This is a genomic window from Corallococcus caeni, from assembly GCF_036245865.1.
GTDB lineage: Bacteria > Myxococcota > Myxococcia > Myxococcales > Myxococcaceae > Corallococcus > Corallococcus caeni.
This window is the reverse complement of record NZ_BTTW01000004.1, coordinates 685101-710119: the sequence shown is the minus strand read 5'-3', so window position 1 is coordinate 710119 and position 25019 is coordinate 685101. Positions and strand designations below refer to the sequence as shown.

The window sequence follows — 25019 nt, the reverse complement described above, 5'->3', positions numbered from 1 at the left end:
CGCGCTCCCGCCCGCTACTGGACGGAAGCGCGTCAATGCCGGTGCGGCGCCGGACAGGGGACGCGACTTCGGCTCCCCTTTGGAAAGCGCGCGCGGCTAGGGTGGCCCCGTCATGGCACACCCCAACGCTGGCAAGCCCCTTTCGCGCGACCTGCTGATCAACCCCGAGAAGCTGCGCGCGCAGTACTACGACGACACGCCCGACGCGTCCGTGGCCGAGCAGCGCGTGGCCTTCGGCACCTCCGGTCACCGGGGGAGCGCCGCGCGCCGCAGCTTCAACGAGGCGCACATCCTCGCGGTGGCGCAGGCCCTGTGCGAGTACCGCAAGCAGCAGGGCCATGACGGCCCGCTGTTCCTGGGCATGGACACGCACGCCCTCTCCGAGCCCGCCCAGCGCACCACGCTGGAGGTGCTGGCCGCCCACGGCGTGGAGGTCCGCTACACGGACGGCGCCACGCCCACGCCGGTCATCTCCCACGCCATCCTCACGTACAACCGGGGCCGCACGAGCGGGCTCGCGGACGGCATCGTCATCACCCCGTCCCACAACCCGCCCGAGGACGGCGGCATCAAGTACAACCCGCCCAACGGCGGCCCCGCCGACACCAACGTCACCTCGCTGGTGGAGAAGCGCGCCAATGAATTGATGGCCACGGGCAACAAGGGCGTGCAGCGCGTCCCCTACGAGCGGGCGCGCGCGAGCGCCACGGTGAAGGCGTACGACTTCATCACCCCGTACGTCGCGGACCTGGCGAACGTGGTGGACCTGGAGGTCATCCGGGGCGCGAAGCTGAAGCTGGGCGCGGATCCGCTGGGCGGCTCCAACCTGGCGTACTGGGCGCCGATTGCCCAGCGGTACGGTCTGGACCTCACGGTGGTGAACCCCACCGTGGACCCCACCTTCGGCTTCATGCCCGCGGACCATGACGGGAAGATCCGCATGGACTGCTCGTCGCCGTACGCGATGGCGAACCTGGTGAAGCTCAAGGACCAGTACGCGCTCGCGTTCGGCAACGACACGGACTCCGACCGCCACGGCATCGTCACCCGCAGCCAGGGGCTGATGAACCCGAACCACTACCTGGCCGTCGCCATCAGCTACCTCTTCCGCAACCGCCCGGGCTGGAAGGCGGACGCGGCGGTGGGCAAGACGCTGGTGAGCAGCAGCCTCATCGACCGCGTGGGCAAGGACCTGGGCCGGCGCGTGGTGGAGGTGCCGGTGGGCTTCAAGTGGTTCGTGGACGGGCTCCTCGACGGGTCGCTGGGCTTCGGCGGCGAGGAGAGCGCGGGCGCGTCCTTCCTGCGCAAGGACGGCACCGTGTGGACCACCGACAAGGACGGCATCATCCTGGACCTGCTCGCGGCGGAGATCCTCGCGCGCACGGGCAAGGACCCGGGCGAGCACTACCAGGACCTGGCGAAGAAGTTCGGCGCGCCGCTGTACACGCGCATCGACCAGCCGGCCACGTCCGCGCAGAAGGCCGCGCTGAAGAAGTTGTCCCCGGAGGCGGTGAAGGCCACGTCGCTCGCGGGCGAGCCCATCCTCCAGCGCCTCACGCGCGCCCCGGGCAACAACGCGGACCTGGGCGGCCTCAAGGTGACGACGGAGAACGGCTGGTTCGCCGCGCGGCCGTCCGGCACGGAGGACGTCTACAAAATCTACGCGGAGAGCTTCCGCGACCAGGCGCACCTGGACACCATCGTCCAGGAGGCGCGCGCCATCGTCTCGGAGGCGTTCGCCGAAAAGTAGGCGTGGACGGGGCGCCTCGCGCGCGCTTGCATGCCGCCGCGAGGAGCCCCACCGCCCATGGACGTGAAAACCATCCTTCAGTACGTGCTCGCGCTGTTCATGGTCGCCGCGGGGGTGAACCACTTCCTCAAGCCCCGCATGTACATGCGCATCATGCCGCCGTACCTGCCCCGGCCCCGGGAGCTGGTGCTCGTGAGCGGCGTGGCGGAGGTGCTGCTGGGCATCTTCCTGCTGGTGCCCGCCACCACGCGGCTCGCGGCCTGGGGACTGGTCGCGCTGTTCGTGGCCGTGTTCCCCGCGAACCTCTACATGGCCTGGCACCCGGAGCAGTTCCGGAAGATTCCCCCGGCCCTGCTCTGGCTGCGGCTGCCCCTGCAGGCCGTGCTCATCCTCTGGGCGCTCTGGTACGCCTGAAGGCCGTCAGCGCCAGAGCGGCGCGTGGTCCTCGATGTACTGGCGCACCGTGCGCGTGGGGCGGCCCAGCAGGTTGGTGAGCGTGGGGTCCACCTGCTCCGCCTTCCCGAAGCGGAGGCCCACGTGCATCAGCGTCTGCAGGCCCAGCTGGTCCCACGACAGCCGGCGCTGGTGCAGGTGGCGCACGTAGCCGGGCACCGACGCGGGCACGTAGCGGATGGGCCGGCCCAGCACCTCCGACAGCACCGACGCCACCTCGTCGAACGTCACCGCCTCCAGCCCGGTGAGCGTGAAGGCGCGGTTGCGCAGCGACGTGTCCAGCAGCGCCCGCGCCGCCACCTCGCCCACGTCGCGCACGTCCACGAAGGCCACCTTGCCGTGGCCCGCGGGCATGTAGAGCCGGCCGTCCTGGCGGATGTCCTCGCGGTACGCGTCCCCCAGGTTCTGCGCGAAGAACGCCGGGCGCAGCAGCGTCCACCCGACGGTGGAGCGCTTCAGGTGCTCCTCCACCGCGTGGTGCGGCGCCCACGCGCGCTTCTCCGCGCCCGCCATGGACAGGAACACCACCTGCTTCACGCCCTGAGTGCCGGCCGCGTCGATGAACGCGTTGAGCGTCCCTTCCGCGTGCGCGAGCACCTGCGGCCGCATCAGGAACACGCCCCGCACGCCCTCCAGCGCGGGGAGGAACGTCTCCGGCCGCCGGAAGTCCAGCGGCACCGGCATCACGTCCCCGTCCATCTCCTTGAGCAGCGACACCGTGTGCTCGGGTGACTTCACCGCCGCGCGCACCGCCACCCCTTCCGCCAGCAGCGCGCGCACCACCGCCCGGCCCACGTTGCCCGTGGGCCCCGTGACGAGCACCGGCCCACTCACCACGGCCCCCCCTCCCATGCCGCCACCTTCCCCCCAGCCACCCGCCGGCCCCGGCCGCGGGACGCTCCTGCGCTCATGCGGAACCTCCTCCTGCATGCCCGCGCTCGGGAGAGTCCCCAGCGCGGGGTGATGAGGACCCACCCTGGAGTCCCATTCCCTACTCGTCAAAACAACGCGCGCTTCCGGATCCGTTGAGGCCCCGGGCTCTTGAATTCCGGAGCCTGAGAATGGAGCGTATGGCAGCCAACACCCGGAGTGCGAGTGCGTCCGCTGGCCGCCAGTCCCAGGGGGTGGAGGGCGGGCGGGGAGGCGGTGCCCGGCTGGACGCCCGGTGGACCTTCCGGCCCGCCATCCTTCCTTGACTGATCCGGAGGTGCTCTTTAGGTTGAGAGGCTTCCACCGGCTCCCCAGAGCCAAGAAGGATGTTCCATGGCCCGCGTTACCGTTGAAGACTGCCTTCCCTACGTGGACAACCGGTTCGCGCTGGTGCTCCTGGGCGCCAAGCGCGCGCGCCAGCTGATGGCCGGCGCCCGGCCCATCATCGAGACGTCGAAGAACAAGCCGCCCGTGCTCGCCCTGCGCGAGGTCGCCACCCAGCGCGTGAAGTTCGACCGCGACGTGCGCGAGGCGCTGTCCGGCAAGTACGTGGGCGAGGAAGCCAAGAAGTAGCCTTGACGCCCTACCCCGGCTCCTTCCCCTCCACGGGGGGAGGAGCCCCGGACGCCAGTCCCTGGGCGCGCATCCACCGCAGCGCCCGGCCGGCGACGGCCTTCTCACCCTTGTAGCCCAGCGCCGGAATCAGCCCCTCGAGCGGCATCCAGCGCACCTCGTCCACCTCCACGCGCGGCCCCGGCAGCGGCCCCAGCTCTCCCGCCTCGTAGCGGAAGAGGAAGAAGTGGACGCGCTTGAAGATGCGCTGCCCCCGGAACTGGTAGACGTAGCGGATCTCCCCCAGGGGCGCGAGCAGCGCCACCGAGGAGAGCCCCGTCTCCTCCCGCACCTCGCGCCGCGCGGTCTGCTCCGGCGACTCGCCCGGGTCCACGTGCCCCTTGGGCAGCGCCCACAACTGGCGCCCGTGCGGACGGATGACCGCGACCTCCCAGGCACCGTCCTGGAAGCGGATGACGATGCCTCCTGAGGACGCCTCGCGCGGCATGGCCCCCACCCTACCCGAAGCAGCGGGCGGCCGGGACCCTCAACCGCCGTGCGCGAGGTGGCGCAGCTTGGCCTCCGCGCCCAGCCGGTACGCATAACGCAGGTCGCCGAGGAGCCGGTCCAACCGCCGGTCCAGGACGTGCGGCATGAGCCGCGTGCAGAAGCGCCGGGACAGCCGGTTCGCCTCCTCGTAGCGCCAGCGCTCCTCCCCGGACAGCAGCGGCTGGTACGCGACCTGGTCGAAGAGGCGCGTCAGCAGCTCCCGCGCCCACCCGGCCACGCCCTCGCCCCAGCGGTGCAGCAGGCAGACCACGAACTTGTCCACCTCCGCCTGGGCCTCCAGCTCCAGGAGCGACACCGTGCGCTCGTAGTGCGCCGTGTGCGCGACGTAGAGGAAGTGGCTGACGCCCTCGGTCACCTGGCAGTAGCCGTCCAGGTCGCCTTCCAGCACGGAGGCGAGGGGGCTGCCCGAGTAGCGCCCCATGCGCTCGCGCAGGGCCGGGTCCAGGTAGAGCGCCACCTCCAGGTCGCCCCGGGCCTCCAGCACCAGCAGCTCCTCCGGCGCGCGCCCGGTGCCGCCCAGGAGCGCGGCGACCTCCGCGTCCACCACCACGAAGGCCTCCGCGCGGGCCTCGCACCGGAAGCCGTAGATGGCCTCCAGGTGGGCCTGGAGCCTCCCCACGAGCGGGAAGTCCGCGGCGTCAGTTGGCAAGCGACCCCTTGCGCGGGACCCAACCCGCATCCACCAGCACGCGCTCCAGCCGGTCGCTGCCCGTGCGCGACCAGGACTCGTAGACGCGCAGCGCGCCCTCCGGCCCCGCGCTCATCAGCCCGCGCGCGCTGATCTCCTCCAGCACCTCCACGAGCGCGCGGAACTTGTCGCACAGCTCGCGGTACACGCCGGTGAAGCCGCCCGCGGGCACCAGCTCCGCCACCTGTCCGTAGGCCGCGCCGCCCATCTGGATGTAGTAGTCGGGGCCCACCATCCCCTGCTGCAGCGCGCCGGAGAAGAAGCCGACCTTGTAGAGCGACACGTCGCCCAGCCGCCGCAGCGTGCGGATGCGCTCCTCGCGCTCCTGCTGCAGCGCGCGGTGGTACAGCTCCGCCAGGGGTTCGTGGTCGCGCCGGCCTTCCGCGTCACGGCTGAACAGCTTGTCCGTGGCCGCGAACTCCGCCAGCAGGTTCACCAGATAGAACTCGGTGGACTCGCCCAGCGCCACCCGCTGCCGGGCCGCGACCTCCAAGAGGAGTTCCCGGAAGAACTCCTTCAGCGAGGAAGAGGACGTCACCAGTCCGCTCATCGAGCACACCTCCCGGATGAAGCCTGGAAGGCCACCGGGCCGGCGCCCGGACCCACCAGGACACGCTCCGGACAAGCGTAGCCACGCGGCCCCAGGCAGGCAAAGGCGACCCAAGTCTTATCAAGCACTTACGCTGGCACTCAGGGACGCCGAGTGCCAACGGCACGACACCCGGGACGGCCTTGCGGGCAGGCGCGCCAGGCGGGAATGTTTTTGAGAAAAGCCCAATCAGGACGGGTATTTAGAGGCATCCGGACAGATGTCCCGACGTCGCTTGACGAGGTGAAGTCCCTGGTTATTATCCGCCGCGCCTGGGCGTTAGCACTCAGCGGGTGCGAGTGCCAACGCCAGGGCCCACAGGCTCTTTTTCAACAACCCCTGCGGCGTCCCGGTCCGGACCTTCCGTCCGCCTCCGGCAGCCGCGATTCACAGGAGCAAGCCATGAAGATTCGTCCCCTGCAGGATCGGCTCATCATCAAGCGCGTCGCCGAGGAGAACAAGACCAAGGGTGGCCTCTTCATCCCCGACACGGCGAAGGAGAAGCCGCTCGAGGGCAAGGTCATCGCCGTCGGCAACGGCAAGGTGCTGGAGGACGGCAAGGTGCGCGCCATGGACATCAAGGCCGGCGACACCATCCTCTTCAGCAAGTACGCGGGCACGGAGATCAAGCTGGACGGCGAGGATCACCTGATCCTCCGCGAAGAGGACGTGCTGGGCATCATCGAGAAGTGAAGCCCGCCGTTCGTCTTTCCACTCCCAACCTTTAGAGGATTCAGACCATGGCGAAGGACATCATTTTCGAAGTGCGCGCGCGTGACGCCATCCTGCGCGGCGTGAACATCCTGGCCGACGCGGTCAAGGTGACCCTGGGGCCCAAGGGCCGCAACGTCGTCATCGAGAAGAGCTTCGGCTCCCCCACCATCACGAAGGACGGCGTGACGGTGGCGAAGGAAATCGAACTGGAGAACAAGTTCGAGAACATGGGCGCCCAGATGGTCAAGGAGGTCGCCTCCAAGACCTCCGACGTCGCCGGTGACGGCACGACCACGGCCACCGTGCTGGCGCAGGCCATCTTCCGCGAGGGCGCGAAGCTGGTCGCCGCGGGCCACAACCCGATGGACATCAAGCGCGGCATCGACAAGGCCGTCAGCGCCATCATCGCCGAGCTGAAGACGCTGGCGAAGCCGACCAAGGGCAACAAGGAGATCGCCCAGGTTGGCACCATCTCCGCCAACGGCGACACCACCATCGGCCAGATCATCGCGGACGCGATGGAGAAGGTCGGCAAGGAGGGCGTCATCACGGTGGAGGAGGCCAAGGGCCTGGACACCACCCTGGACGTCGTCGAGGGCATGCAGTTCGACCGCGGCTACCTGTCCCCGTACTTCGTGACGGATCCGGAGCGCATGGAGGTCGTGCTGAACGACCCCCTCATCCTCATCCACGAGAAGAAGATCTCCTCGATGAAGGACCTGCTCCCCATCCTGGAGCAGGTGGCGCGCGCCGGTAAGCCTCTGCTGATCATCGCCGAGGAGGTCGAGGGCGAGGCCCTGGCCACCCTGGTGGTGAACAAGATCCGCGGCGTGCTGAACGTGGCGGCGGTGAAGGCGCCGGGCTTCGGCGACCGCCGCAAGGCCATGCTGGAGGACATCGCGACCCTCACCGGCGGCCGGATGATCGCCGAGGACCTGGGCATCAAGCTGGACACGCTGACGCTCCAGGACCTGGGCCGCGCCAAGCGCATCACCATCGACAAGGACAACACCACCATCGTCGACGGCTCCGGCAGCCAGACGGAGATCGAGGCGCGCGTGAAGCAGATCCGCGCCCAGGTGGAGGAGACCTCCAGCGACTACGACCGTGAGAAGCTCCAGGAGCGCCTCGCGAAGCTCGTGGGCGGCGTGGCCGTCATCAACGTGGGCGCCGCGACCGAGACGGAGATGAAGGAGAAGAAGGCCCGCGTGGAGGACGCGCTCAACGCGACCCGCGCGGCCGTGGAAGAGGGCGTGGTCCCCGGCGGCGGCGTGGCGTACATCCGCTGCCTCAAGGCCCTGGACGGCCTGAAGGTCGCCGACGGTGAGAAGTCCGGCGTGGACATCATCCGTCGCTCCGTCGAGGAGCCGCTGCGTCAGATCGTCGGCAACGGCGGCCTGGAGGGCAGCGTGGTGGTCAACAAGGTCAAGGAGGGCACGGGCTCCTTCGGCTTCAACGCCGCCACGGGCGTCTACGAGGACCTGCTGGCCGCGGGCGTCATCGACCCGGCCAAGGTGAGCCGCACCGCGCTGCAGAACGCCGCGTCGGTCGCCTCGCTGATGCTCACCACGGAGGCCATGGTCGCCGAGCGCCCGAAGGCGGACGACGACAAGGGCGCCGCCGGCGGTGGCATGGGCGGCATGGGTGGCATGGGCGGTATGGGCGGCATGGGCATGTAGTCGCCCCGCCCTTCCCCGCTTCATTCAGGGGACGGGACTTGACGGCCTCCGGCGCCCACCTGGGTACCGGGGGCCGTCGTGTTTCGAGGGGCCAGGCACGCGGGACACCCGTGGTCGCGCGCGCAACGGACCCTTAGGTTTGGCATCAAGAGAGCCAGGAGGAAATCCATGAAGCCCGTGAAGATCTACACGACGACCTACTGTGGCTTTTGCGTGCGCGCGAAGGACCTGCTCAAGCGCAAGGGCGTGGCGTACGAAGAGGTGGACGTCACCGGAGACGACGACGCCCGCGCGAAGCTGGTGGAGATGAGCGGTGGCCAGCGCACCGTGCCGCAGATCTTCATCGGCGACACGCACGTGGGCGGCTATTCCGACATGGCCGCGCTCGACCGCGAGGGCAAGCTGGACCCGATGCTCCACGCATGAGCAGCCAGGCGGCCGGGCCCCGGGTCCGGACGCCACCCGTTCCCACCGTGCCTAGCTTCTCCGTCAAGGCATTCACCCCTTTTCACGGGAGGAACACCATGGCGGGCGGACAGGAAACGACGGGGACCCGGGATGAGCACCACGACCTCATCAGCACGCTCTACCACCTGCTCAAGGGCGCGTCGGTGAGCGAGCAGTACCTGCGCGACGCGGAGGCCGCGGGGGACCAGGAGCTGGCGCAGCTCTTCCGCGACTGGCAGGACGAGCAGCGCAACCTGGCCGAGCGCGCCAAGAACCTGCTGGGCGCGCGCATGGTGAACGCGCAGGCCGGCACGGGCCGCGCGGCCGCGTCGGAGTCCAAGGGCACGAAGCGCAAGGCGAACGCCAACGCGGAGGTGCCGACGCGCGAGGTGAAGGGCCCCACCAACGCGAGCGTGCGCTCCGGCGGCGGCGCGGGCGACGACGCGGTGGATGAGCAGTCCAAGGAGTCCTTCCCCGCGAGCGACGCACCCGCGAAGTACTGAGGCGCGAAGGCGCACGGGAGGCAGGCCCGACGTCCCCGGTAGGGGAGCGGACGGGCCCCTTCTGTCTTCACCTTCAACGGACGTTTCCGAGTCCACTTGTTCCGCTTGCCCCTTGTGTGCAGTCCCCCCTAAAGAGGCGGGATTGAGGGCGAGGCGGGGTCTTTTTGCCCCGCGCGCCCCGTTGCAACGAGGGGTCCGTGACCATGATTGACAGACCGGATGTCACCGAAACCGTCCAGGCGGAGCGCGAAGCCCAGGCCACCCGCGTCCCCCTTCACGAGTGGACGGTGGAGGTGGTGGGCGGTCCGGACAAGGGCAAGAAGGTCACCACGCGGGACGCGCTGGTGCGCGTGGGTTCCGACGCCGCGGGGGACCTGGTCTTGAGCGACCCGACGGTGAGCCGCCGTCACCTGGAGGTGGAGCGGCTGCCGCAGGGGCTGCTCTTGCGCGACACCGGCAGCCGCAACGGCACGTTCCTGGACGGCCGGCGCATCCTCCAGGCCTTCGTCAGCAGCGGCGACAAGGTGGAGCTGGGCAAGACGAAGCTCGCGGTGAAGGTGGCCGCCCGCGCGACGGAGGTGGAGGTCGCCGGCACGGAGTCCTTCGGGCAGCTCGTGGGCAGCTCGGAGAAGATGCGCTGGGTCTTCACGGAGCTGCGCCGCATCGCGCGCGAGGACATGAACCTGCTCGTCGAGGGTGAGACGGGCACGGGCAAGGAGCTGGCCGCGCGGGCGGTGCACCAGCACTCGTTGCGCCGCCACGGCGCCTTCAAGGTCGTGGACTGCAACCTCATCTCCGAGGAGAAGGCGGAGCGCGAGCTGTTCGGGGGCCTGCGCGCCGGGGAGAACGAGGACAAGGCCGCGCGCGGCATCTTCGAGGCGGCGCGCGGCGGCACGCTCTTCCTGGACGAGGTGGGCGAGCTGCCCATGTCCGTGCAGGGCAAGCTGCTGCGCGTGCTGGAGACGCGCGAGGTGCCGTCGCTGGACGGGCAGCCGGTGGCGGTGGACGTGCGCGTCATCGCCTCCACGCACCGCAACCTGGAGGAGGACGTGCGCCAGGGCCGCTTCCGCGCGGACCTCTACTTCCGGCTGGCGGTGGCGCGCGTGCGGCTGCCGCCCCTGCGCACCCGCCGCGACGACATCCCCACGCTGTCGCAGGCGCTGTCGCGCGGCATGAAGGCCGCGCTGGAATTGACGCCGCAGACGCTGGCCCTCTTCGAGGGCTACGACTGGCCGGGCAACGTGCGCGAGCTGCGCAACGTGCTGGAGCGCGGCGCGCTGATGCAGGAGACGGGCAACACCAGCTGGCTGGACTTCCTGGCGCACACGCCCAAGCGGGCCGAAGGCACGGAGCCGGCCACCAACGTGACGGCCATCGTCACCGGCATGCCGTACCACGAAGCGAAGGACCGGGTGCTCGCGGACTTCGAGCGGCTGTACTTCGCCGAAATCATGCGCGAGGTGGCCTTCGACATGAAGGCCGCGGAGCAGCGCACCGGCCTGTCCATGCAGAGCCTCTACCGCCTGTTGAAGAAGAACGGGCTCCGCCTCAAGGACCTCAAGAACGCCGAGGGCCTGGAGAAGTGAGCGCCCGAGCGCAGTCCCAACCACCCCAACCGGGAGAAAGCCTCACCATGCTGAGACGTCTCGCCGTCGCCTCCGTCATCCTCACCGCCGCCTGTGCCGGACAGCAGAAGACCGAAGCCCCCGCCGAGGGGCAGAAGCAGATGACCAAGGAAGAGCGGCTGCGCATCACCAACCAGCCTCCGTTCGACCTGGCGACCTGCTTCCCGCACGAGCAGACCCTGCCCTCCCCCGCCAACGAGGGCGTCCTCGTGGGCGCGCTCCTGAGCGTCCGTCCGGACGTGCTGGAGTGCCTGGTGGACCCGGCCAACCGCGGCCCGGCGGCCAGCACCAAGGTGACGGTGAAGACGACCGTCAACGCCCAGGGCGCCACGCACGCCGTCTCCGGTGAGAACCTCACCCCGGCGGGCACCGCCTGCATCCAGCAGGTGCTGGACACGCACGTGAAGCCCACTGCGCTGGCGGCGGACGCCAAGCCGGTGGAGGCCTCGTACGAGTACGACCACGCCACCGCCAACAACCCCTCCGTCACCATGGGCATCAACGAGGGCTCGGACTTCTCCGGCACGGTGCGCCTGGCGGAGAAGAGCTGGTGTGACTGCTTCGCCGGCTACAAGGCGTCCACGCCGCCGGTGCTGAGCTCCGACATCCACATCGTGAAGGGCCAGCCGAACCCCACGGAGGTCGTCTTCAAGCCCTCCGGCAGCACCGAGGGTGACCAGCTCGCGTCCTGCCTCCAGGCGAAGATGGCGAAGATGCCCGCGACGACGACGGGCGAGCTGAAGTTCCCCTTCCGCTTCGTGTTCTTCAACTCGCAGGCCCCGGTGGAGGCCTCCGCGGACATGCCGCCGGAGCTGCGCTTCTTCCAGCTGGAGCTGGCGCGCACCCAGACGGCCGCCGCGTCCGCCATCGCCTTCGGCGCTCGCACCAACGCGGCGGACACGTATGACGCCGTCGTGCAGAAGTACACCAAGACGAAGGACTACAAGCTCTTCGACGAGCTGTCCTCCAAGTGCCAGTCGCTGGTGGACTCCGCCACCAAGTGGGTGGATGCGCTCAAGGCGCAGGAGACGGTGGACCAGACGACGCTGAAGCTGGTGCAGGAGCTCAAGGCCCAGAAGGAAGACTGGGCCCCGGTGGAGGCCGCCAGCCAGGAGGCCCTGGCCAACACCCAGAAGGACCTCTCCGCCGCCCAGCAGCGTCTGGCCGCGGACCAGGGCGCCTGCCCGAAGAAGAGCTACGCGCCGGCGAAGAAGAAGTAGTCCTTCGCGGCACGCGGCACCCTGAAATGACAACGGGCGCTCCGGAGGACATCCCGGGGCGCCCGTCGTCTTTCTGGGGCTGCGCGCCTTACGACGCGGCGGGGACCTTGTCGTCGTTGTGCGCGGAGGCCTCGCGCATCTTCACGCTGACGAGCTTGGAGATGCCGGGCTCCTCCATGGTGACGCCGTAGAGCGTGTCGGCGATCTCCATGGTGCGCTTGTTGTGGGTGATGAGGATGAACTGCGACTGGCGGCTCATCTCCTTCACCATGTCGTTGTAGCGGCCCACGTTGCCCTCATCCAGCGGGGCGTCGACCTCGTCCAGGAGGCAGAAGGGGGTGGGCTTGATGAGGAAGATGCCGAAGATGAGCGCCACGGCGGTGAGGGCCTTCTCGCCGCCGGAGAGCAGGTTGACGCTCTGGAGCTTCTTGCCCGGCGGCTGGGCCACGATTTCCACGCCCGGCTCTCCGTTGGGGCCCTCCTGCGTCAGGATGAGGCTGGCGCGGCCACCGCCGAACAGGCGCGGGAAGATGGCCTGGAACTTGTCGTTCACCACGTCGAAGGTCTGCTTGAAGCGCTCGCGGCTCGTCGCGTCGATGCGGACGATGGCTTCCTTCAGCTGGCTGATGGACGCCTGGAGGTCCTGGCGCTGGGTGGAGAGGAACTCGAAGCGCTTGGACAGCTCCGCGTGCTCGTCGATGGCGGTGAGGTTGATCTCCCCCATCTTCTCCACCTGCGCGCGCAGGTCCTTGAGCTCGCTCTCCACCTCCGGCGAGAGCGGCGCCAGCAGGTGGTAGTTGTGCAGCTCCGTGGCCAGCTCCAACTGGTAGCGCTCACGGATGCCGGCGGCCAGGTGCTCCAGCTCCAGGCCGATCTCCTTCTCGCGCAGCGTGATCTGCGACAGGCCCTGCATGAGCTCGTCCAGCCGGCCGCGCAGCTCGCGGAAGGCGGTGTCCTGCTCGCGCACCTCCGTGGTGGCGGTGGTGTGCGCGGTGCGGCGGGCCTCCAGGGCCTCCGCGGCCACGCGGTGCTCCTCCGCGCGGTGGTCCTTGGTGGACTCCAGCTCCGCGAGCCGGCCCTGCAGCACCTCCACCTTGGCGCGGCCCTCCGTCACCGTGGCCTGCAGGCGGCTGACGCGCGCCTCCATGTCCCGGCGCTGCGACACCAGGCTCTCCAGCTCCTTGCGGGCGGACTCGCCGCGCTCGCTGCCGGCGGCCACCTTCACGCGCAGGCCCATCAGGTCCGAGGACGCGCTGTCCGCGCGCTGGCGCAGGCCCTCCAGCTCCCCGGCGTACTGGCGCACGCGCTCCTCGCGCGCCTCGCGGTCCGCCTGGCCGTGGGCCACCTCGCCGCGGCTGGACTCCTCCTCGTTGGCGAGCGCGGTGTGGCTCTGGGAGAGCTGCCCCTCCTCGCCCTCCAGCGAGCGCAGCCGCTCGCGCACCCGGGCCAGGTCCTCGCTCGCCTTGTGGAGGTCCTTCTCCTGGCTGGCCAGGTTGACCTCCTCCGCGTGCTGCTCCTTGCCCAGGCCCTTGAGGACGGCCTCCGCCTGCCCCATCTGCTTCTGGAGCGTGTAGTGGCGGGTCAAGATCTCGTTGTAGCGCTCCTCCACCCGGGCCACTTCGGCCGCCAGCTCCGCGATCTCGCGCTTCTTCTGGAGCGCGCCCACCGCCGCGCCCTCGCGCTCGCCGCCGGTGATGGAGCCGTCGGTGCGGAAGACCTCGCCCTCCAGCGTGACGAGCGTGCACGGCACGGGGGTGGCTTCCGCGTACTCGCGCGCGGCCGGCAGGTCCTGGACGATGACCACGTCACCCAGGAGCAGCTTGAGCACCGGCTCCAGCGCGGGCTCGCAGGACACTTCCTTCAGCGCGTGCGCCAGGACGCCCGGGCGCGTGAGGTCCGGCTCCACGAAGGCCCGGGCCTGCTCGCCGGAGGGCACCGGCAGGAAGGTGCCGCGCCCTTCGGCGTGGCCCTTCAGGTACTCCACCAGCTCCACGCCCTTCTCGCGGCTGTCCACGATGACGTGCTGGAGCCGCTCGCCCAGGGCGGCCTCCACCGCGCGCTCGTAGCGCGGCGAGTTCACCGTGAGGACATCCGCCACCAGGCCGAAGATGCCCTGCTCGCGGGCGGCCTCCGCCGCGCGCACCATGACGGCGCGCACGCCCCGGTCGAAGCCGTCGTAGTTCTTCTGGATGTCCTCCAGGGACGCCAGGCGGCTGCGCTTGTCGCTCAGCTCCTCGCGCAGCGCGATGACCTGGACCTCGTTCTCCGTGAAGGCCTCCCGCGTGCGGGTGAGGGCCTCCTCCTCCTGGCCCCGGCGCTCGGCGAGTTCAGAGGCCAGGTGGCGCGTGTCCTCCACGTGCTTCGCCGCCTGGGTGCGGACGGAGTCCAGCTCCTGCTCCTGGGCGCGCAGGGCCTCCAGCTCACCGGCCAGCTTCGCGCGGCGGGCCTCCAGGTCCGTGCGCTGGCGCGCGAGGTTGACCAGGTTGCTCTCGTGGTTGGCCAGGCGCGTGGCCACGGCCACCAGCCCCGCCCGCTCCTGCTCCAGGCGCAGGGAGATCTCCGTCTGGAGCACGGAGACGCGGCGCTGCTCCTCCAGCGCCACCTGCATGGCCACTTCGTCTTCCTTGTACGACCCGGCGATGCCCGACAGCTCCGCCTCGCGGGCCGTCATGGTCTGCACCACCTCCGCCTGCCGCGCGAGCAGCGCGTCCAGCTCCGCCTGCGCGGACGCCACGCGCGCGCCGGTCTCCTCGAAGTCGCGGCGGCCGTACGCCAGCTCCTGCGCGTCGCGCTGCAGGGCGCTCTCCAGCGCGTGCACCTCGCCGGCGTACTGCTGGAGGGCCGCCCCTTCCGCGTCCAGCTCCGCGCGGCGCCGGGTGATGACCTCCTCCAGCTCCTTCACCCGGTCCAGGCCCTCGCGCTCCTCGCCGCCCAGGTTCTCCAGGCGGGACTGGAGCACGCGCTTCTCCGCCATCAGCTCCAGCGAGCGGTGGCTGGTGGAGTGCAGGTCGATCTCCCGCATGCGCGCCTTGAGCTTGCGGTACTTCTCCGCCTTCTTCGCCTGGCGCGACAGCGTGTCGAGCCGCTTCTCCAGCTCGCCCGTGATGTCGTTGACGCGCAGGAGGTTGGCCTCGGTGGCCTCCATCTTGCGCTCGGCGGCCTTGCGGCGGGCCTTGTACTTGGTGACGCCCGCGGCCTCTTCCAGCAGGTGCCGGCGGTCCTCCGGCTTGCTGGAGACGATGAGGCCCACGCGGCCCTGCTCGATGATGGAGTAGGCCTTGGTGCCCACGCCGGTGCCGAGGAACAGCTCGGTGATGTCCAGCAGGCGGCAGACGGTCTTGTTGATGAGGTACTCGGAGTCGCCGTTGCGGAACAGCCGGCGCGTCACGGTGATCTCACTGAAGCCCTGGTACTGCGGCGCCAGCGTGTCCGTGTCGTCCACGAGGAAGGTGAGCGACACCTCCGCCATGGACAGGGGCGGCTTGTTCTCCGAGCCGTTGAAGATGACGTCTTCCATGCCGCGGCCGCGCAGGTTCTTCGCGCTCTGCTCGCCCATCACCCAGCGGATGGCGTCCACGACGTTGGATTTGCCACACCCGTTGGGGCCGACGACGCCCGTGACGCCCTCGTCGAAGGAGAAGACGCTCCGCTCCATGAACGACTTGAAGCCGGTGATGTCCAGGCGCTTGATTCGCATGCCAGCGGTTCTCCCTACGGCCGTCGGTGTGACGGGGTGAAAACGCGCGCGAGGCCGGAAAATCGGCTCCGCAGCGTTCGGCAGGAGTACCAACGCACCCCACCGGGGATCAAGCGTGACCATGCCACGCATGACCCTATGTCCAGTGCTACAGGCCGGTTCGTCGGTGGCCTCGCACCACCCTTGCAAAGCAGCCGGCCCACCCTACCTTCCACTTGATCTTTCTGGAGGCGTCCTACGTTTCAGCCCTTGCTTGCCCTGTCGCTCCTCGTGGGCGCGTCCCCGACGTCTCAGGTAGCACCCCGGTCTGACATGGTGGTGGCGGCGGCGGCGCCGGCCCCTTGTCCGAACCCCTGGTTCCCCATGGAGGACGGCCTCACGCTGACGTACCGGGCGGGCCACTCCTCGGAGCTCGTGCTGGCGACGAAGGACGTCACCCCGGCTCCGGACGGAACGGTGAAGGCCACGCTGGCGGTGAGCCTCAAGGGCCGCAGCGGCCAGACGGACCTCACCTGCGACGCCAACGGTGTCCGCACGGGCCTGGGCGGCCTGGAGGGCACGCTGCTGTCCGCGTCCGGCATGGACGTGCAGGTGGTGAACGCGGAGGGCGCGGCCGTGCCCGCGCCGTCCGTGATGGTGCCGGGCGGCACCTGGAAGAACAGCCTGTCGGTGAAGCTCCAGCCCCCGGCGAAGAAGGGCGGCCTGCGCCCCATCATCGCCACGACCTTCGACAAGGAGGCCACGGTGGTGGGCGAGGAGGAGGTCACCGTCGCGGCGGGCACCTTCAAGGCGCTGAAGATCAAGAACATCACCACGGCCCGCGCCAGCCGCCCCGGCTCGGAGGGGCGCTCCATGGAGAGCTTCATGTGGTTCGCGCCGGACGTGGGCATCCTGAAGCTGACCACGGACGGAGAAACGAACCTGGAGCTGCTCAAGGTGGACCGGCCCAAGACCAAGGTGAAGCCGGCCTCCATCCAGGGCGGCGCGAAGAAGAAGGCCGTGAAGCCCACCAAGGGCTAGGCCTTCACCCCGTCTCGCCGGACGGCGCGGGCGGCTCCGTGGAGCGGCCTCCGTCCTTGGGCACCGCGGTGGGGCGCGACTGCGGCTCCACCGTCACGCGCACCACGCGGGGGCCGTCCACCTCCTCCACGAGGATGCGCCACATGTCGAGCTTGAGGCTGTCGCCCTTCTCCGGCACGCGGCCCAGCTTCGTCATCAGGTAGCCGGCGATGGTCGTCACCTCGCCCTTCTCGTCGTCGCTCAGGTCGAAGTTCACGTCCAGCTGGGCCTCCAGGTCGTCCAGCTGCGCGGTGCCGGGCAGCTCGAAGCGGCCGCCCGGAAGCGCCCGCACCTCCTCCACGCGCCGGCCCAGCTCCGCCACGTCGCCCACCACCTCCGCCACCACGTCCGCGATGGTGACGAGCCCCGACGTGCCACCGTGCTCGTCCACCACCAGGGCGATCTGCCGGCGGCGGCGGCGGAACTCCGCCAGCAACTGCTCCAGCGTCGCGTTCTCCGGGATGAAGAGCACCGGCCGCTGCACCTGGGACAGGCTGCGCAGTTCGCCGCGCGACAGGAGGAAGAACAGGTCCTTCACGTTCACCACGCCCTCGACCTCGTCGAGGTTGCCCCGGCATACCGGCAGCCACGTGTGCCCGGACGCCCGCGCGTCGATGACGTTCCTGTCCAGCGGCTCCTCCACGTCCAGGTAGCGCATCTGGTTGCGCGGCACCATCACCTGCCGCGCCGTCTTCTGCGCCATCTCCAGCGCGCGCTCCAGCAGCTCCGCGCGCGCCGTGGTGATGGCACCCGCCTGCGCGGAGCTGTGCAGGATGACGCGCAGCTCCTCTTCGTTCGTCGCCTCGTGGGACTCGCTGGCGGAGTGCAGACCGAACGCCTTGAGCACCAGCCCCGCCAGCCAGTTGAGCAGCCGGATGGCCGGGTAGAAGAGGAAGTAGAACGCGCGCATGGGCAGCGCGACCGCGAGCGTCGTCTGCTCCGCGCGCTGGATGGCGACGCTCTTGGGCGCCAGCTCCCCCATCACGATGTGCAGGAACGTGATGATGCTGAAGCCGAGGATGCCCGCCGCCGTGGAGCCGTACTTCGCCGCCAGCGCCTCCGGCAGCACCTTCTCCATCACCGGGTGCAGCAGGTGTTCGAACGCGGGCTCACCCAGCCAGCCCAGGCCCAGCGACGCGAGCGTGATGCCGAACTGGGTGGCGGACAGGTACGCATCCAGCTCGCCCACCATCTTCAGTGCCATGCCCGCGCCGGGCGTGCCCTCGTCCACCAGGGACTGCAGGCGCGTGGCGCGGATCTTCACGATGGCGAACTCCGTCGCCACGAAGAAGCCGTTCGCGACGACCAGCAGCAGCGCCAGCCCCAGGAAAACCCATTCCATTGTGTGATTCCCTCAGAAGAGGGCTTCGAAGTCCGGATCGCCCTTGAGCACGTCGAACATGGGGTCCGCGGACAGCCACCCCAGGACCTTCTGCCGGTCCGCCGCCAACGCCTTCTGCAGGTACTGGACGGCGTCCTTCGGACGGCCCCACAGCGCGTACAGCGCCGCCAGGTTGTAGTTGAGCAGGAGGTCTTCCGCGTTGAGCGCCCGGGCGCGCTCGTAGGCGCGCTCCGCTTCCGCGTAGAAGCCCTTCTGCGCGTAGCAGATGCCCAGGTCCAGCTGCGCCTCGAAGTTGTCCGGCTCCAGCCGCACCACTTCCTTCAGCTGGGTGATGGACGAGCGGTAGTCGCCCTCGTCCATCATCAGCGCCGCCAGCTCATGCCGGGGGAAGGCGTCCTGCGGATCCAGCTCGATGGCGGAGTGCAGCTCGCGCATCGCCTCCTCCACCCGCCCCTGGTCCGCGTAGGTGAGGCCCAGGTTGAGGTGGGCGTCCGGGTACTCCGGATCCAGCTCGATGGCTTCCTTGTACTCCTCCACCGCCATCTCGCTGGCGTGGGTGGAGAGGAAGCAGGCCAGGTTGTAGTGCGCGGTGGCGCTCTCCGGCTCCAGCTTCAGCGCGGTGAGGTACTCCGCCAGCGCCTCGCGGAACTGCTTCTTCTCCGCGTAGACCGTGGCCAGGTTGTCGTGAGCGTGCGCCGACGTGGGGTCCAGGTCGATGGCCTTCCTGAACTCCTTGATGGCCTCGTCCAGCCAGCCCCGGTCCGCCAGCTCGATGCCGCGGGTGTTGTGCTCGTCGGACAGAGCGATGTTGTCCTTTTCCCGGGCCATGAGCGCGCGGCAATCTACGCGTCGCGCGTTTCCCCGTGCAAGGTAGAGTTTCCCCTTGCCCATGCGCCACGCCGCCCTGCTGCTCCTGCTGTCGCTTTCCGCCTGTCATCCCCGCCCCGTGACGCCCACGGCCCCGCCCCCGGGAATGGAGCCCTCCGGCACCACGGAAGGCCCGCCGCGCGAGGCCCCGTCAGCCCCTCCGCCCGGGTCCGAAACCGGACACCCCACCCCTCAGGCGGCCGCTCCAGCCCCCGCCCGCCCGGTGACGCTGGTGGTGGGCGGCGACGTGACGGTGGGCCACCACTACGAAGAGTACTTCGACGACCAGGTGGCCAAGGGGCGGACGCGCGAGGAGATGTTCGCGTACGGCTTCCGCGAGGTGCGGCCCATCGTGGACTCCGGCGACCTGTTCGTCGTGAACCTGGAGTGCCCGTACACGGACAGCACGGAGAAGCTGCCCAAGAACTTCAACTTCCGCGCGCGGCCGGAGCTGGTGAACGTGCTCACCGCGGGGCGCGTGGGCGTGGTGAGCCTGGCCAACAACCACATGATGGACTACGGCGCGCAGGGGCTCCTGGACACGCTCACGTCGCTGGAGGCCGCGCGCATCCCCTTCTTCGGCGCGGGACGCAACCTGGCGGAGGCGCGCCGCCCGGCCGTCGTCACCGTGGGGGGCCTGAAGGTCGCGTTCCTGGGCTACTTCTTCCTGGGCACGCGCAACATCGAGCCGCCCCAGGTCTACGCCACGGACACCACGCCGGGCGTGGCCGGGCACTTCTCCGACGTGGAGGTGATGGAGCGGATGCTGCGCGAGGACATCGCGGCGGCGAAGGCCCAGGCGGACCTGGTGCTGCCCTTCTTCCACTGGGGCATCGAGGGCAACACCACCCCGGAGCCGTACCAGGTGCGCCTGGCTCACGCGGCCATCGACGCGGGCGCGGCGGGGGTGCTGGGCAGCCACCCGCACGTGCTCCAGTCCATGGAGCTGTACCAGGGCAGGCCGGTGGTCTACTCGCTGGGCAACTTCGTGTTCGGTGGGAACTGGAACCCCCGGGACAAGCGCAGCGTCCTGTGGCGGGCGCGCTTCGACTCCACGGGTTACCTCTCCAGTGACGTGCTGCCCCTCAGGACCGACCGCTACCCCGAGTTCCCCGTCCAGCCGGTGCCCGTGACGGGTGCCGAGGCCGAAGGGGTGATGACGCTGCTGCGCACCGCGTCGCAGGGGACACAGGGGCTCGAGCGGATGCTCCCGGCGTTGGAAGCGGGGGGAGCAGGGAGCCCACCGCCCCCCTCCTCCAGTGTGAGAGGGGGGCAGTAGCTTCCGGGACTACTTGTTGTTGCGCTGGCCGCGCTTGAAGCGCGTGCGGCGGCGCTTCAGCTGCGCCTTCCGGGTCTTGGCGCGGTTCTTCAGCTTCTTCTTGGAACGATTCCCCTTCTGTGCGGCCATGTGAAGGACTCCGTGTTGAGCGTGATTCGAGCCGCACCGGGCGGCGACGGGGGCCGTTCTTACATGCCACTGCCCGCACGGCCAAGGTTTTCCTTGACGCCCTGGGCCCTTGCCACGGGGCGCCCAAAGGGGCAAGACGCCCCGGGAACCACGCATGATTGACAAATTGGAAGAGGTCGAGCGCCGCTTCGAGCGGCTCACGGCCGACCTGTCGAACCCCGATATCCTCGCCGACACGGCGAAGCTCCAGAAGGTGTCCAAGGAGCGCGCCGCGCTGGAGAAGCTCGTGGAGACGTTCCGCGGCTACCGCAAGGTGCTGGCGGACCTCAACGAGGTGGAGGCGTGGCTGTCCAGCGCCGACCCCGACGAGAAGGCCTACGCCAAGGAGGCCCTGCCCGGCCTGAAGGCGCAGCGCGAGGAGCTGGAGTCGTCGCTGAAAGTCCTCCTGCTGCCCAAGGACCCCAATGACGAGAAGAACGTCATCCTGGAGATCCGCGCGGGCGCGGGCGGCGACGAGGCGGCCCTCTTCGCCGAAGAGGTCATGCAGATGTACCTGCGCTACGCGGACCGCCGGGGCTGGAAGGCGGACATCCTGGACATGAGCGCGGGCAACGCCGGCGGCGTGAAGGACGCCACGGTGACGCTGTCCGGCGACGCGGTGTTCAGCAACCTGAAGTACGAGTCCGGCGTGCACCGCGTCCAGCGCGTGCCGGCCACGGAGACGCAGGGCCGCATCCACACCTCCACCATCACCGTGTCGGTGATGCCGGAGGCGGAGGACGTGGACGTGCAGATCAACCCGGCGGACATCGAGATGCAGGTGATGCGCTCCACGGGCGCCGGCGGCCAGAGCGTCAACACCACGGACTCCGCGGTGCGCCTCATCCACAAGCCGTCCGGCATCGTGGTGAAGTGCCAGCAGGAGAAGAGCCAGGGGAAGAACCGCGCCATGGCACTGCGCATGCTGCGCGCGAAGCTCTACGACATGGAGCAGGAGCGCATCCGCAACGAGCGCGACTCCATGCGCCGCGGCCAGGTGGGCACGGGCGACCGCAGCGAGAAGATCCGCACGTACAACTTCCCGCAGGACCGGCTCACCGACCACCGCATCGGCCTCACCGTGCACAACCTGCCGGCCATCATGGTGGGCAACGTGGACGAGGTGATCACGGCCTGCCGCACGCACTACCAGGCGGAGGCCCTCAAGGCGCAGACGGGCGGCGGGCGGCCCCCCAGCGAATCATGAGCGACGTCTGGACCATCCGCCGGATCCTCACCTGGACGACGGGGCACTTCGAGAAGCGCGGGGTGGACGCGCCCCGGCTCACGACGGAGATCCTGCTCGCGCACGTGCTCAAGACGGGCCGCGTGCGCCTGTACGTCGACCTGGACCGGCCGCTGTCGAAAGACGAGCTGGCCGCCTTCAAGGCGCTCATCGAGCGCAGGATGGCGGGCGAGCCCACGAACTACCTGACGGGCGCGAAGGAGTTCTACAACCGCCCGTTCAAGGTGGACGCGCGCGTGCTCATCCCCCGGCCGGAGACGGAGCTGCTGGTGGAGGCGGTGCTGCACTCGGTGCCGAAGGACGCTCCCAGCCGCGTGCTGGACGTGTGCACGGGCTCCGGCTGCATCGCCATCAGCGTGGCGGCGGAGCGGCCCCAGGCGACGGTGCTGGCCACGGACCTGTCGAAGGACGCGTGCGCGCTGGCCCGTGAGAACGCGCAGGCCCTGGGCGTGGCCGAGCGCGTGAGCGTGCTGGAGGGCGACCTCTTCGCTCCCCTCCCCCCGGGCGAGACGTTCAGGGTGGTGGTGTCGAACCCGCCGTACATCGACTCGGGCGACATCGCCGGGCTGTCCGCCGAGGTGCGGCGCGAGCCCCGGCTGGCGCTGGACGGCGGGCCGGACGGGCTCACCGCGCTCCGGCGCGTGATTCAGGGCGCCCGGCGGGTGCTGGAGCCTGGCGGCCTGCTTGCATTGGAGATGGGCGAGACCCAGGGCAGCGCCGTCCTGGAGCTCCTGCGCGCCGCGGGGTACGTGGACGCGCGCGTGGAGAAGGACCTGGAGCGGCGTGAACGCATGGCGTTCGGGACACAGCCCGCGGCCTGAAGGCCACGGGCGTGCGGCCCCGCAGCAGCACCGCAAGAAGGCACGGGAGAGACATGGACAAGATCGTCATGAAGGGTGGCACCGCGCTGCACGGCGAGGTGGAGGTCTCCGGCGCGAAGAACGCGGCGCTGCCCATCCTGGCCTCCGCGCTGCTGGCGGACGGCACCACCACCTTCCGCAACGTCCCCGACCTGGCGGACGTGGCCACGATGCTGGAGGTGCTGCGCACCATGGGCTGCGAGGCCGAGCGGCTCACCGGCAGGAAGGCGGACACCTGTGAGATCAGCATCGCGGGGGACATCACCCCGGAGGCCCCCTACGACCTGGTGAAGACCATGCGCGCCAGCGTCCTGGTGCTGGGGCCGCTCGTCGCGCGCTTCGGCCGCGCGCGCGTGTCCATGCCGGGCGGGTGCGCCATTGGCGCGCGGCCCATCGACCAGCACCTGAAGGGCCTGAAGGCGCTGGGCGCGGACATCCACCTGACCGAAGGCTACGTGGAGGCCCGGGCGAAGCAGCTCAAGGGCGGCATGGTGAACTTCGACGTCATCACCGTCACCGGCACGGAGAACGTGATGATGGCGGCGGTGCTCGCCAAGGGCCGCACGGTGATGGAGAACTGCGCGCGCGAGCCGGAGGTGGAGGAGCTGGCGCGCGTGCTCAACAAGATGGGCGCGAAGGTGGAGGGGGCGGGCACGTCCGTCATCACCATCGAGGGCGTGGACGCTCTCAACCCGGTGGAGCACGCCATCCTCCCGGACCGCATCGAGGCGGGCACGCTGCTGGTGGCCGCGGCCATCAGCGGGGGCAACGTCCTGGTGAAGCACGCACGGCCCGAGCACCTGGACGCGGTCCTGGACAAGCTGAGGGAGGCCGGCTGCACCCTCACGGTGGAGGACGGCGGCATCCGCTGCAAGGCACCCAGGACGCTCAAGTCGGTGAACATCACCACCACGGAGCACCCGGGCTTCCCCACGGACATGCAGGCGCAGCTGATGGCGCTGATGACGGTGAGCCACGGCACGTCCGTCATCTCCGAGAACATCTTCGAGAACCGCTTCATGCACGTGCCGGAGCTGCACCGGCTGGGCGCGGACATCACCATCCAGGGGCACACGGCGGTGGTGAAGGGCGTGAAGGCGCTCAGCGGGGCGCCCGTGATGGCCACCGACCTGCGCGCCAGCGCGTCGCTCATCCTGGCTGGCCTGCGGGCCGACGGCCACACCGAGGTCAGCCGCGTCTACCACCTGGACCGCGGGTACGAGCGGCTGGAGCGCAAGCTGCGGGGCCTGGGAGCGGACATCCGCCGCGTGAAGGAGCGCGCCTGAGCGCCCGCCTGAGCCCAGGGGGCCGGTAGACGGCGCGTTGCCAACAGAAGCAGCGGCACGGGTTGCATCCCAATTTTTGTGCGACCTATCATTCTCCATTCACCGGGGAGCACCCAGTGCTCCCCCCTTCAGGAGAACGAGCCGCCCCATGAATTGCCCCGGTTGCAACGCCGAAATGACTGATCTCGAAGGGGATCACGAGACGTTGCGGGAATGTAGAGAGTGTGGCGGTTTGTGGGTCAACGTCGCGGATCTGAACCGGATCCTCCTCCACAACAATCTTCCCGGCCTGGAGGGACAGGGCGGCAAGATGGACGCCGACGCCCTGACGGGCCAGTGCCCCGACTGCCAGGTGGACCTCGTCCGCTACGTTGGCGGGGACCGGCATCACCCCCTGCAGTTCGACACCTGCGAGTCGTGCGGGGGCATCTTCCTGGAGTCGGAGTTCGCTGACGCGACCGACACCGCCGCGGCGGAGAAGAAGATCATCGAGTTCTTCCGCGCCTTCAGCGGCAAGCAGAAGGCCAAGGCCGCCATCTAGGCCACGGCCCGGGCCCTCACGTCGGCCCGGGCGCCTTCACGGTTGGCTGCGGAAGCTGCTCCCCCACTCCTCGGGGAGCGTCCCGTCCAGCGACAGCGCGGCGGCCGCCTTCGGCCCCTCGCCGGCCGGGGTGCGCTCGAAGCGGGCGGACACCTTGCCCTTCTTGGGGATGTCCAGCGTCACCCGGTTGCCGGACACGGTGTAGGTGCCGCTGACGACGGTGGTGGGCTCGGGCGTCTCCAGGGGCTCCAGGGAGAAGCGCCAGGTGCCGTCCACGAAGAAGGAGAGGAAGCGCTCCGGCGCGCCCTCGTGGCCGCCGAACCACGTGCCCACGAGCGGGGCCACGCGCGCGTCGTACTTGTAGCGGGTGGCGAGCGCGGGCCCGTTGAGGGGCTTGCCGCCCGAGTAGAGGACGACGTCCGTGAGGCACACCGGGGCGTCCTCCTTGGTGCCAGGGAAGCGGTCGGCCACCTCCAGGACGAAGCGCGCGCCGAAGAGCGGCTGGGACAGGGGCACGGCCTGCAGGCCGCGCTTGTCCTGCACGGTGACGCTGCGGGACGCGTCCACGCTGGTGAGGGTGAACTTGCGCACGCGGCCGTTGGCCTTGAAGGCGTCGCGGGACGTGCCGTCGCCCGTGTAGACGCGCACCTCGTCCAGGGTGACGGGCTCCTTGAAGCCGATGAAGACGTGGGCGGGCTTCTCCCCTTCCGCGCACCAGGCGGTGGTGTCCCGGCCGTCCAGCAGGTTGAGGGGCACGTAGTGGTCCGGGCGCGCCTCCTTCTCCGCCCAGGCCTCCGCCTGGGCATAGCCGGGCGCGGCGGGCACGGCGGCGAGGACGGACGGGGACACGAGCAGCAGGGAGGCCAGGGACAGGCGTCGCATGGGGCGCATCTTGGATCGTCCCTACCCCGAGGCTCCAGTCCGGGTGTGTCCCTTCCGTCACGGCCGGACAGG

The 25019-nt window shown here is 69.8% G+C and carries 23 protein-coding genes; 15 read left to right on the top strand and 8 right to left on the bottom strand.

What is annotated here, in order from left to right:
• Nucleotides 1–112: 112 nt before the first annotated feature.
• Both pgm and AABA78_RS21130 read left to right on the top strand, forming a co-directional pair.
• Nucleotides 113–1750 carry a phosphoglucomutase (alpha-D-glucose-1,6-bisphosphate-dependent) gene (pgm, locus tag AABA78_RS21135; protein WP_338265052.1) on the top strand — a complete coding sequence of 546 codons (1638 nt, stop codon included), beginning with the start codon at nucleotides 113–115 and terminating at the stop codon, nucleotides 1748–1750.
• Between the two features lie 57 nt (nucleotides 1751–1807).
• The gene (locus AABA78_RS21130; protein ID WP_171414057.1) at nucleotides 1808–2164 is read left to right on the top strand and encodes a DoxX family protein; all 357 of its coding nucleotides are present in this window, start codon (nucleotides 1808–1810) and stop codon (nucleotides 2162–2164) included.
• Between the two features lie 6 nt (nucleotides 2165–2170).
• Here AABA78_RS21130 and AABA78_RS21125 read toward each other — a convergent pair whose 3' ends face one another.
• Nucleotides 2171–3055, bottom strand: a complete 885-nt coding sequence (locus tag AABA78_RS21125) for an SDR family oxidoreductase (RefSeq protein ID WP_338265051.1) — start codon at nucleotides 3053–3055, stop codon at nucleotides 2171–2173.
• A gap of 411 nt (nucleotides 3056–3466) precedes the next feature.
• Here AABA78_RS21125 and rpoZ point away from each other — a divergent pair, with 411 nt between their 5' ends.
• Nucleotides 3467–3706: a DNA-directed RNA polymerase subunit omega gene (gene rpoZ / locus AABA78_RS21120; RefSeq protein ID WP_014395366.1), complete on the top strand. Its 240-nt coding sequence runs from the start codon at nucleotides 3467–3469 to the stop codon at nucleotides 3704–3706.
• Nucleotides 3707–3716: 10 nt separating this feature from the next.
• Here rpoZ and AABA78_RS21115 read toward each other — a convergent pair whose 3' ends face one another.
• Genes AABA78_RS21115 through AABA78_RS21105 form a run of 3 tightly spaced genes read right to left on the bottom strand, consistent with a single transcriptional unit; the run spans nucleotide 3717 to nucleotide 5493 of the window.
• Complete coding sequence (locus tag AABA78_RS21115; protein WP_171418928.1) at nucleotides 3717–4193, bottom strand: NUDIX hydrolase; 477 nt, start codon at nucleotides 4191–4193, stop codon at nucleotides 3717–3719.
• A 39-nt stretch (nucleotides 4194–4232) separates the two neighbouring features.
• Nucleotides 4233–4934, bottom strand: a complete 702-nt coding sequence (locus AABA78_RS21110; RefSeq protein WP_338265048.1) for a hypothetical protein — start codon at nucleotides 4932–4934, stop codon at nucleotides 4233–4235.
• On the bottom strand, nucleotides 4894–5493 hold the full coding sequence (locus AABA78_RS21105) for a hypothetical protein (protein ID WP_338265047.1): 600 nt from the start codon (nucleotides 5491–5493) through the stop codon (nucleotides 4894–4896). The genes AABA78_RS21110 and AABA78_RS21105 overlap by 41 nt, the downstream gene beginning before the upstream one ends.
• 441 nt (nucleotides 5494–5934) lie before the next feature.
• Here AABA78_RS21105 and groES point away from each other — a divergent pair, with 441 nt between their 5' ends.
• The 6 genes from groES (at nucleotide 5935) to AABA78_RS21075 (ending at nucleotide 11720) form a co-directional block, all read left to right on the top strand.
• A complete protein-coding gene (groES, locus tag AABA78_RS21100) occupies nucleotides 5935–6225 on the top strand; it encodes a co-chaperone GroES (RefSeq protein ID WP_014395362.1) in 291 nt (96 codons plus the stop codon).
• A 47-nt stretch (nucleotides 6226–6272) separates the two neighbouring features.
• Complete coding sequence (groL, locus tag AABA78_RS21095; protein WP_120527949.1) at nucleotides 6273–7925, top strand: chaperonin GroEL; 1653 nt, start codon at nucleotides 6273–6275, stop codon at nucleotides 7923–7925.
• Between the two features lie 168 nt (nucleotides 7926–8093).
• Complete coding sequence (gene grxC, locus AABA78_RS21090; RefSeq protein ID WP_120621901.1) at nucleotides 8094–8351, top strand: glutaredoxin 3; 258 nt, start codon at nucleotides 8094–8096, stop codon at nucleotides 8349–8351.
• A 98-nt stretch (nucleotides 8352–8449) separates the two neighbouring features.
• The gene (locus tag AABA78_RS21085) at nucleotides 8450–8875 is read left to right on the top strand and encodes a hypothetical protein (protein WP_120527947.1); all 426 of its coding nucleotides are present in this window, start codon (nucleotides 8450–8452) and stop codon (nucleotides 8873–8875) included.
• Between the two features lie 203 nt (nucleotides 8876–9078).
• Nucleotides 9079–10461 carry an FHA and sigma-54 interaction domain-containing protein gene (locus AABA78_RS21080; RefSeq protein WP_338265040.1) on the top strand — a complete coding sequence of 461 codons (1383 nt, stop codon included), beginning with the start codon at nucleotides 9079–9081 and terminating at the stop codon, nucleotides 10459–10461.
• 47 nt (nucleotides 10462–10508) lie between these two features.
• Nucleotides 10509–11720, top strand: a complete 1212-nt coding sequence (locus tag AABA78_RS21075; RefSeq protein ID WP_338265039.1) for a hypothetical protein — start codon at nucleotides 10509–10511, stop codon at nucleotides 11718–11720.
• An 88-nt stretch (nucleotides 11721–11808) separates the two neighbouring features.
• On the opposite strand, the gene smc is transcribed toward AABA78_RS21075, so the two are convergent.
• Nucleotides 11809–15417, bottom strand: a complete 3609-nt coding sequence (smc, locus tag AABA78_RS21070; protein ID WP_171418912.1) for a chromosome segregation protein SMC — start codon at nucleotides 15415–15417, stop codon at nucleotides 11809–11811.
• Nucleotides 15418–15729: 312 nt separating this feature from the next.
• On the opposite strand from smc, the gene AABA78_RS21065 reads away from it, so the two are divergent.
• Nucleotides 15730–16437 (top strand): TapB family protein, encoded by a 708-nt coding sequence (locus AABA78_RS21065; RefSeq protein WP_338265038.1) that lies wholly within the window; start codon nucleotides 15730–15732, stop codon nucleotides 16435–16437.
• 4 nt (nucleotides 16438–16441) lie between these two features.
• Here AABA78_RS21065 and AABA78_RS21060 read toward each other — a convergent pair whose 3' ends face one another.
• Nucleotides 16442–17818 carry a hemolysin family protein gene (locus AABA78_RS21060; protein ID WP_171418908.1) on the bottom strand — a complete coding sequence of 459 codons (1377 nt, stop codon included), beginning with the start codon at nucleotides 17816–17818 and terminating at the stop codon, nucleotides 16442–16444.
• A gap of 12 nt (nucleotides 17819–17830) precedes the next feature.
• Nucleotides 17831–18646 (bottom strand): tetratricopeptide repeat protein, encoded by an 816-nt coding sequence (locus tag AABA78_RS21055; protein WP_120527942.1) that lies wholly within the window; start codon nucleotides 18644–18646, stop codon nucleotides 17831–17833.
• Between the two features lie 61 nt (nucleotides 18647–18707).
• Here AABA78_RS21055 and AABA78_RS21050 point away from each other — a divergent pair, with 61 nt between their 5' ends.
• From AABA78_RS21050 to AABA78_RS21030, 5 genes are all read left to right on the top strand, one after another.
• The gene (locus AABA78_RS21050) at nucleotides 18708–19964 is read left to right on the top strand and encodes a CapA family protein (RefSeq protein WP_338265035.1); all 1257 of its coding nucleotides are present in this window, start codon (nucleotides 18708–18710) and stop codon (nucleotides 19962–19964) included.
• Nucleotides 19965–20247: 283 nt separating this feature from the next.
• A complete protein-coding gene (gene prfA / locus AABA78_RS21045; RefSeq protein ID WP_171420094.1) occupies nucleotides 20248–21339 on the top strand; it encodes a peptide chain release factor 1 in 1092 nt (363 codons plus the stop codon).
• A complete protein-coding gene (prmC, locus tag AABA78_RS21040; protein ID WP_171420100.1) occupies nucleotides 21333–22199 on the top strand; it encodes a peptide chain release factor N(5)-glutamine methyltransferase in 867 nt (288 codons plus the stop codon). Before prfA ends, prmC begins: the two co-directional genes overlap by 7 nt.
• Before the next feature lie 53 nt (nucleotides 22200–22252).
• Nucleotides 22253–23524: a UDP-N-acetylglucosamine 1-carboxyvinyltransferase gene (gene murA, locus AABA78_RS21035; protein WP_338265031.1), complete on the top strand. Its 1272-nt coding sequence runs from the start codon at nucleotides 22253–22255 to the stop codon at nucleotides 23522–23524.
• A 148-nt stretch (nucleotides 23525–23672) separates the two neighbouring features.
• Nucleotides 23673–24065, top strand: a complete 393-nt coding sequence (locus tag AABA78_RS21030) for a zf-TFIIB domain-containing protein (RefSeq protein WP_120528646.1) — start codon at nucleotides 23673–23675, stop codon at nucleotides 24063–24065.
• Nucleotides 24066–24101: 36 nt separating this feature from the next.
• Here the strand turns inward: AABA78_RS21030 and AABA78_RS21025 are convergent, their stop codons facing one another.
• Nucleotides 24102–24947, bottom strand: coding sequence for a discoidin domain-containing protein (locus AABA78_RS21025; RefSeq protein WP_338265027.1), 846 nt, complete (start codon nucleotides 24945–24947; stop codon nucleotides 24102–24104).
• Between the last annotated feature and the right edge of the window lie 72 nt (nucleotides 24948–25019).